The organism is Actinokineospora spheciospongiae (assembly GCF_000564855.1).
Lineage (GTDB): Bacteria > Actinomycetota > Actinomycetes > Mycobacteriales > Pseudonocardiaceae > Actinokineospora > Actinokineospora spheciospongiae.
In genome coordinates, this window is record NZ_AYXG01000191.1 from 1 (window position 1) to 6,735 (window position 6,735).

8 protein-coding genes are annotated in these 6,735 nt (G+C 70.7%); 2 read left to right on the forward strand and 6 right to left on the reverse strand.

Features of this window, described 5'->3' with window-relative positions:
* Window positions 1–73 precede the first annotated feature (73 nt).
* The 5 genes from UO65_RS24720 to UO65_RS24740 all read right to left on the reverse strand — a co-directional run bounded on the left by UO65_RS24720 (window position 74) and on the right by UO65_RS24740 (window position 5,118).
* On the reverse strand, window positions 74–1,063 hold the full coding sequence (locus tag UO65_RS24720) for a zinc-dependent alcohol dehydrogenase family protein (protein WP_035286821.1): 990 nt from the start codon (window positions 1,061–1,063) through the stop codon (window positions 74–76).
* A complete protein-coding gene (locus tag UO65_RS24725) occupies window positions 1,060–1,923 on the reverse strand; it encodes a carbohydrate ABC transporter permease (protein ID WP_035286824.1) in 864 nt (287 codons plus the stop codon). Before UO65_RS24725 ends, UO65_RS24720 begins: the two co-directional genes overlap by 4 nt.
* A complete protein-coding gene (locus UO65_RS24730) occupies window positions 1,920–2,882 on the reverse strand; it encodes a carbohydrate ABC transporter permease (RefSeq protein ID WP_035286827.1) in 963 nt (320 codons plus the stop codon). The genes UO65_RS24725 and UO65_RS24730 overlap by 4 nt, the downstream gene beginning before the upstream one ends.
* Before the next feature lie 24 nt (window positions 2,883–2,906).
* A complete protein-coding gene (locus UO65_RS24735; RefSeq protein ID WP_035286829.1) occupies window positions 2,907–4,256 on the reverse strand; it encodes an ABC transporter substrate-binding protein in 1,350 nt (449 codons plus the stop codon).
* A 94-nt stretch (window positions 4,257–4,350) separates the two neighbouring features.
* Complete coding sequence (locus UO65_RS24740) at window positions 4,351–5,118, reverse strand: DeoR/GlpR family DNA-binding transcription regulator (RefSeq protein WP_233427829.1); 768 nt, start codon at window positions 5,116–5,118, stop codon at window positions 4,351–4,353.
* 354 nt (window positions 5,119–5,472) lie between these two features.
* Between UO65_RS24740 and UO65_RS24745 the strand changes: the two genes are divergently transcribed.
* Complete coding sequence (locus UO65_RS24745; protein WP_035286832.1) at window positions 5,473–5,892, forward strand: SRPBCC family protein; 420 nt, start codon at window positions 5,473–5,475, stop codon at window positions 5,890–5,892.
* A complete protein-coding gene (locus UO65_RS24750; protein ID WP_035286836.1) occupies window positions 5,889–6,344 on the forward strand; it encodes a MarR family winged helix-turn-helix transcriptional regulator in 456 nt (151 codons plus the stop codon). The genes UO65_RS24745 and UO65_RS24750 overlap by 4 nt, the downstream gene beginning before the upstream one ends.
* A gap of 258 nt (window positions 6,345–6,602) precedes the next feature.
* Here the strand turns inward: UO65_RS24750 and UO65_RS39120 are convergent.
* On the reverse strand, window positions 6,603–6,735 hold a 133-nt coding region (locus tag UO65_RS39120; protein WP_200873455.1), incomplete at its 5' end, for an Lsr2 family DNA-binding protein.

Here is a 6,735-nt window from a genome sequence, read left to right on the forward strand (position 1 = left end):
GCCGGGCGAGCAGGTAGCCGTACGCGGCGAGGGCCTGGGCGTGCGCCGGGGTGGCCCGCGGGTCCTCAGGGACTCAGCACAGGACCTGGATCTTGCGCCCGATCCCGTTGCGGAACAGGTCGAGCGCGTGCGGGTACTCCGCCAGCGGCATCCGGTCGCTGATGAACACGTCCGGGTCGAGGACGCCTGCGGCGAACAGGTCGGCGGCGCGTTCGTAGGAGTGCAGGACCGCCATCGAGCCGGTGATGGTGATCTCCTGGTTGTAGATCTTGTACGGCTCTATCGTCACCCGGGTCGCGTAGTCGGAGACGCCGAACTGGAGGAACGTGCCGCCGGGGGCGACGCGGCCGATGCCGTCCTGGATGGCCTTCTGGTTGCCGGTGGCGTCGATGACGACGTCCCAGCCGCGCGGGTTGTCCAGTTCGTCGGCGTTGACCCCGGTGGCGGAGACGCCGAGCTGCACGGCGGTCTTGAGCCGCTCCTCGTTGAGGTCGACCACGTCGATCGACGCCGCGCCGGTGAGCTTGCCCAGTTGCAGCATCATCAGGCCCATGGTGCCGGAGCCGTAGATGAGCACCCGGGCGGCCATCTGCGCGCGCAGGACGTCGTAGCCGCGGACCGCGCACGACAGCGGTTCGATGAGCGCGGCGTCCTCGGTGCGGATGTGGTCGGGCAGCTTCACGCAGTTGGCGACCGGCGCGACCGCGAACTCCGCGGCCCCGCCGGGCTTGGAGACCCCGATCGCGTTCCACCGCTCGCACAGGTTGTTGCGGCCCACCCGGCACATGCGGCACTCGTGGCAGTACAGCGACGGGTCGACCGCCACCCGGTCCCCCACCCGGACCTCGGTGACCTCCGCGCCGAGCGCCACGACCGTCCCGGCGAACTCGTGGCCGGGCACGATCGGCAGCGTGGGGGCGAACTCGCCCTGGAGGATGTGCAGGTCGGTGCCGCACAGGCCGCAGGCGGCGACGTCGACGACCACGTCGCGCGGACCCGGTGTCGGGTCGGGCACCTCGGTGACCTCGACCTGACCGACACCGGTGATGACCGCAGCCTTCATTTCACAGCTCCCAGTGACAGGCCCTGGACCAGCTTGTCCTGGGCGGCGAACCCGGCGATGAGGACCGGGAGGGACACGACGGTGGCCGCGGCGCACACCTTGGCCAGGAACAGGCCCTGGCTGGTGACGAAACCGGTCAGGTAGACCGGCGCGGTGCCCGCGACGACACCGGTGAGGACCCGGGCGAACAGCAGCTCGTTCCAGCTGAAGATGAAGCAGATCAGCGCGGTGGCCGCGATGCCGGGCATGGCCACCGGCGCCACGACGCGGCGCAGGATGGTGAACAGCCCGGCCCCGTCGATCGCCGCGGCCTCCAGGATCTCCTTGGGGACCTCGGCGAGGAACGAGCGCATCAGCCACACCGCGATGGGCAGGTTCATCGAGGTGTAGAGCACGGTCAGGAACGAGATGTTGTCCAGCATCCCGCTGTACTGCGCGACCAGGTAGATCGGCAGCAGCGCGGCGACGACCGGCATCATCTTGGTGGACAGGAAGAAGAACAGGACGTCAGTCCACTTCTCCACCGGTTTGATGCTCAGCGCGTAGGCCGCCGGGATCGCCAGCAGCAGCACCAGGACCGTCGAGCCGATGCTCGCGCTGAAGGAGTTGATCAGCGGCGGCCACGGGCCCGCGCCACCGGTGCCGCTGAAGAACTCCGCGTACCCGTCGAAGGTGAGTGGGGCGCCGAGCGAGGGCGGGTTGGTGGCGGCGTCGGGCTCGCTGTGCAGCGAGGTGAGCACCATCCACAGCACGGGGGCGACGAAGATCAGCCCGCAGATCCAGGCGACCAGGCCCCAGGGGCGCCAGGCCTTCCGGGGCTTGTCCACGCGGGTGGACCGGGCGGCGGTGGCGGTGCTCATCGTGCCCCCTCGTTCTTGAACAGCGACGACACCGTGCGCAGCGCGAAGGTGGCGATGATGATCGAGCCGACCACCACGACCACGCCCGCCGCGGACGCCTGCCCGTAGTCGTGGGCCTGGTAGAAGGTCTGGTAGATCTGGTACGGCAGGTTCGCCGTGCCGAGCCCGCCGGAGGTGATGGTGAAGACCGCGTCGAAGTTCTGCACGACGTAGATCGACCCCAGCAGCCCGCCGAGTTCGAGGTACTGGCGCAGGTGCGGGAAGGTCAGGTACCGGAACACCTGGAACGCGCCCGCCCCGTCGATGGAGGCGGCCTCGACCACGTCCATCGGCCGCGATTGCAGGCCTGCCAGCAGGATCAGCATCATGAACGGCGTCCACTGCCACACCAGCGAGATGATGACCGCGGTGAGCGGCATGTCGCTGATCCACTCCGGCTGCGGCGCCTGGAAGCCGAGGAGGTTTCCCAGCCAGTTGAGCGCGCCGTTGAGCAGGCCGTAGTCGGGGTTGTAGAGCGCGTGCTTCCACAGCAGCGCCGCGGCGACGGGCACCACGAGGAAGGGCGCGATGAGCATGGTGCGCACCGCGCCCCGCCCGCGGAACTTCTGGTCGAGCAGCAGGGCCAGGCCGAGCCCGAGGACCAGGCTGACGATCACCACCACCGCGGTGAGGACCACCGTGGTGACCACCGAGTCGCGCAGCGCCGGGTCGGAGAAGACCGCGACGTAGTTGTCCACCCCCGCGAAGCCCCGGTTGTCCGGGTCCAGCGAGTTCCAGCGCAGCGTCGAGATCACCAGCGTGGCCAGGAACGGAAGCTGGGTGACCACGATCGTGAAGATCAGCGCGGGCAGCAGCGGTGCCCGGCGGACCCAGCGGGCGGCCCGGCCCGCGCCGGACCCGGGCCGCCCCTGCGCGCGGGGGCCGGTGCGGGTGGGCGGTGGTGCGGTGTCGATCGCCATGTCTGCCTCCCGATCCGCTCGGAGTTACTTGCCCGCGTACTTCGCGCCGACCTTGGTGGCCAGCTCCTGGCTCTGCGCCAGCGCGTCGTCCACGGAGGACGACCCGGCGATGGCCGCGCTGATCTTCTGCGAGACCTGGGTGCCGAGGTCGGTGAACTCCGGGATGCCGACGAACTGGATGCCCGGGGCGGGGCGCTTGGTGGTGCCGGGGTCGTCCGGCTTGGCGCCCTTGATGGCTTCCTCGACCTGCTTGGCGAACGCGCCGCCCTTGGCCAGGTAGTCCGGGTTGGCGTAGGTGGAGGCGCGCTTGCCGTCGGGGACCTTCGCCCAGCCCTCGGTCGTGCCGACCAGCTTCTCGTACTCCTTGCCCGAGGCCCAGGAGATGAACTTCCACGCGGCGTCGGTCTTCTTCGACGCCTTCTGCACGCCGAACGCCCAGGTGTAGAGCCACTGCGACGCCTCGGTCTTGACCACCGGGGCCTGCGCGTAGGCCAGCTTGCCCTTGACCGGGGAGTTGTCGGCCTCCAACTGGCCCGCCGCGGAGGTCGCGTCGTACCACATGGCGGTCTTGCTCTGGGTCATGGAGTTCAGGCACTCGGCGAACCCGGCCTGCGCCGCACCGGGTTCACCGTGCGCGCGCACCAGGTCGACGTAGAACTTGGTGGCCTCGGCGAACTCGGGGGCGTTGACCTTCGCCTGCCAGTCCTCGGCGAACCAGGTGCCGCCGAAGGTGTTGACCACGGTGGTCAGCGGAGCCATCAGCTCGCCCCAACCCGGCTGCCCGCGCAGGCAGATGCCCTTCATGCCCGGCTGCGCGCCGTCGACCTGGGCGGCGATGTCGGCCACCTGCTGCCAGGTCGGCTTCTCCGGCATGGTGATGCCCTTGGCGTCCAGGACGTCCTTGCGGTACATCAGCATCGAGGCCTCGCCGTAGAACGGCTCGGCGTAGACCTTGCCGTCCGCCGCGGTGAGCGACTTGCTGATGGGCTCGAGGATGTCGGCCTGGTCGAAGGCGGGGTCGCCCTTGATGTGGTCGTCGAGCGGGGCCAGCCACTGGTTCTTGGCGTAGATCGGCGTCTCGTAGTTGGAGATCGTCGCCACGTCGTACTGCCCGGCCTGGCTGGAGAAGTCCTGGCTGATCTTGTCCCGGACGTCGTTCTCCGGCAGCACGGTGAAGTTCACCTTGATGCCGGTCTGCTTGGTGAAGTTGTCGGTGGTCAGCTTCTGCAGGTCCACCATCTGCGGGTTGTTCACCATCAGCACGTTGATCGACTGGGCGTCGTCGGACGACCCCCCGCCCCCGGCGCCGCTGCACGCGGCGACCACCAGTCCGGCCGTGGACAGAGCCGCGGCCACCCGCAGGTGAGACCTCATCGTCTTCCCTTCCTCGCGGCCGCGCGCGGCCGTCCTCCACCGGGGCCGCCACCGCGGGCGGCCCTGGACAGTTGTGGTTCTCGCGTCGTGGGGACTAGGTCCGCAGCACCCGGGGACCCAGCGCCGCGTACCGGTGCGCCTCGGCGACGGGCAGCGACGAGTCGGTCACGATGGCCTCCAGGTCGGGCACGGTGGCGAACCGGCTGAAGCTGGCCACGCCGAACTTCGTGTGCACGCCGACGAACACCCGCCGCCGCGACACCCTGACCGCCTGCGCCTTCACCGCCCCGACCACCGGGTCCGGGGTGGTCAGCCCGTGCTCGCGGGAGATCCCGTTGGCACCGATGTAGGCCAGGTCGATCACCATCTCCCCGAGCATCGCCACCGCCCAGTGCTCCACGGTGGCCAGCGTCCGCCCGCGCACCCGCCCACCGAGCATCAGCACGGTGGTCAACGGCGAGGTCGACAGGCTCGCCGCGGTCGGCAGCGAAGCGGTCACGACGGTCAGCGGCCGATCCGTCGGCAACGCCTCGGCCACCAACTGCGGCGTGAACCCCTCGTCCACGAAGATCGTCTCCGCGTCGTCGAGCCGTTCCGCCGCCACCTGCGCGATCCGCCGCTTCTCCGCCACCTTCGACGAGGCCCGGGAGGCCAGCCCGGTCTCGAACCCGGCGCTCTCCACCGGCAGCGCCCCACCGTGGGTGCGCCGCACCAACCCGTGCTCGTGCAGCAGCCGCAGGTCCCGGCGCACCGTTTCCGGCGCCACCTCGAACTCGGCCGCCATGTCCATCACGTCGACCCGCCCGTCGGTGCGGGCCCGGGCCAGGATTCGGCGCTTGCGCTCCTCGGCCTGCACGTGCACCTCCCGTTCCCGGACGACCCCGGCGGACGCCCTGTCTGATCGGACACCGGAGTGCCCGCTCGGGCACCGTCAATGAGTAACACCGACCTGACGCCCGAACAACCCGCGCACCACCCGGTCGTGGAACCGAGTGGTGCCCGTTTCACACCACCCACGTCCAGCCCACCAGCGGGGTTCAGCGGAGTGACCGGAGCCACACGCCCGGTTGCTGTTGCCCGGATGCCCGTTTGCCGCAGGCACGCCCGGGCGCACACGGATCGTCACCGGCCCCTTGGGCCATTCGCGCACCCCTGCCCGCCCACAGGCGAGCGAGCAGGGGTTGACAGAAGATATGCGCGCATATTGTATGTACGCATGACTTCCTTCGAGTACGAGCACTCCACCACCACCACCGCCCCCGCCGCCGCCGTCTGGGCGTTGTGGGCCGACACGACCACGTGGCCGACCTGGGACGCGGGCATGGAGAATGTGTCCGTGGACGGCGACTTCACCGTGGGCACCAGCGGCACCATGACCATCACCGGTCAGCCGCCGATCCCGTTCACCCTGACCGAGGTCGAGCCGAACGCGCGGTTCGCCGACGTCACCGAGATCCCCGGCGCGACCCTGCGCTTCACCCACACCCTGACCCCGACCGGCACGGGCACCGAGATCAGCCACCGGGTCACCATCGAGGGTCCCGCCGCGCAGGAGCTGGGGCCGGTCGTGACCGCCGGGGTGCCCGCCGCGCTGGCGAAGCTGGCGTCGTTGGCCGAGGAGTCCAGCCTGGTATGACCACACCGCGTCCGGATTGGGCCGCCCCGGAGCAGAGTGCCGGATTTCTGCTCTGGCGGGTGACGCTCGCCTGGCAGCGCGCCATGCGCGCCGCGCTGGCGCGGCACGAGCTGACCCACGTGCAGTTCGTGCTGCTGGCGAGCCTGCTCTGGCTGGAGTCGCGCGGCGACCCGCCCAGCCAGCAGCGGCTCGCGGACTTCGTGGGGATCGACCCCATGATGGCCAGCCAGGTGCTGCGCAAGCTCGCCGACCGGGGTCTGCTGGTCCGCGAGGTGGACCCGGCGGACAGCAGAGCCCGCCTGCTCAGGCTGACCCCGGTCGGCCGGGCGCTGGCGGCGGTGGCCCTGACCGACGTGGAGAAGGCGGACGCCGAGTACTTCGGCGTCCTGGGTGGGGACCGCGCGGACTTCGTGCGGTCGCTGTCCGCCCTGTCGTCGTTCGCGCAGCGCTGACGAGGGCACGAGGGAAGATCACCGCAGAAGCGTGGGCGCTGACGACGGCGGGCCGATGCGGGTCCGGTCCGGGTCGCACCCGGCGGGGCGCTCCCGGCGCCGGTGGCGTGGCCGATGCGGAGGCCCGGCCCCCGGACCGCGCGAGCGGACCGACCCCGCCGACCGGTACGAGATGGACCGGTGCGAGGACGAGACGAGCGCGGCCACCCCCGGGGTCGGGGGTGGCCGCGCTCGCGTCCGGTGCCCGTGCGGGCGCGATCAGCCGGAGAAGGCCGCCTTCTTGGCCTTGCCGCCGCCGCCCTTGGGCTTGGCGGCGTGCGCCTCCTCGAAGGCCTCGACGACCGCGGACGGGATGCGGCCGCGCTCGGAGATCTCGTGGCCGTTCTGCCTG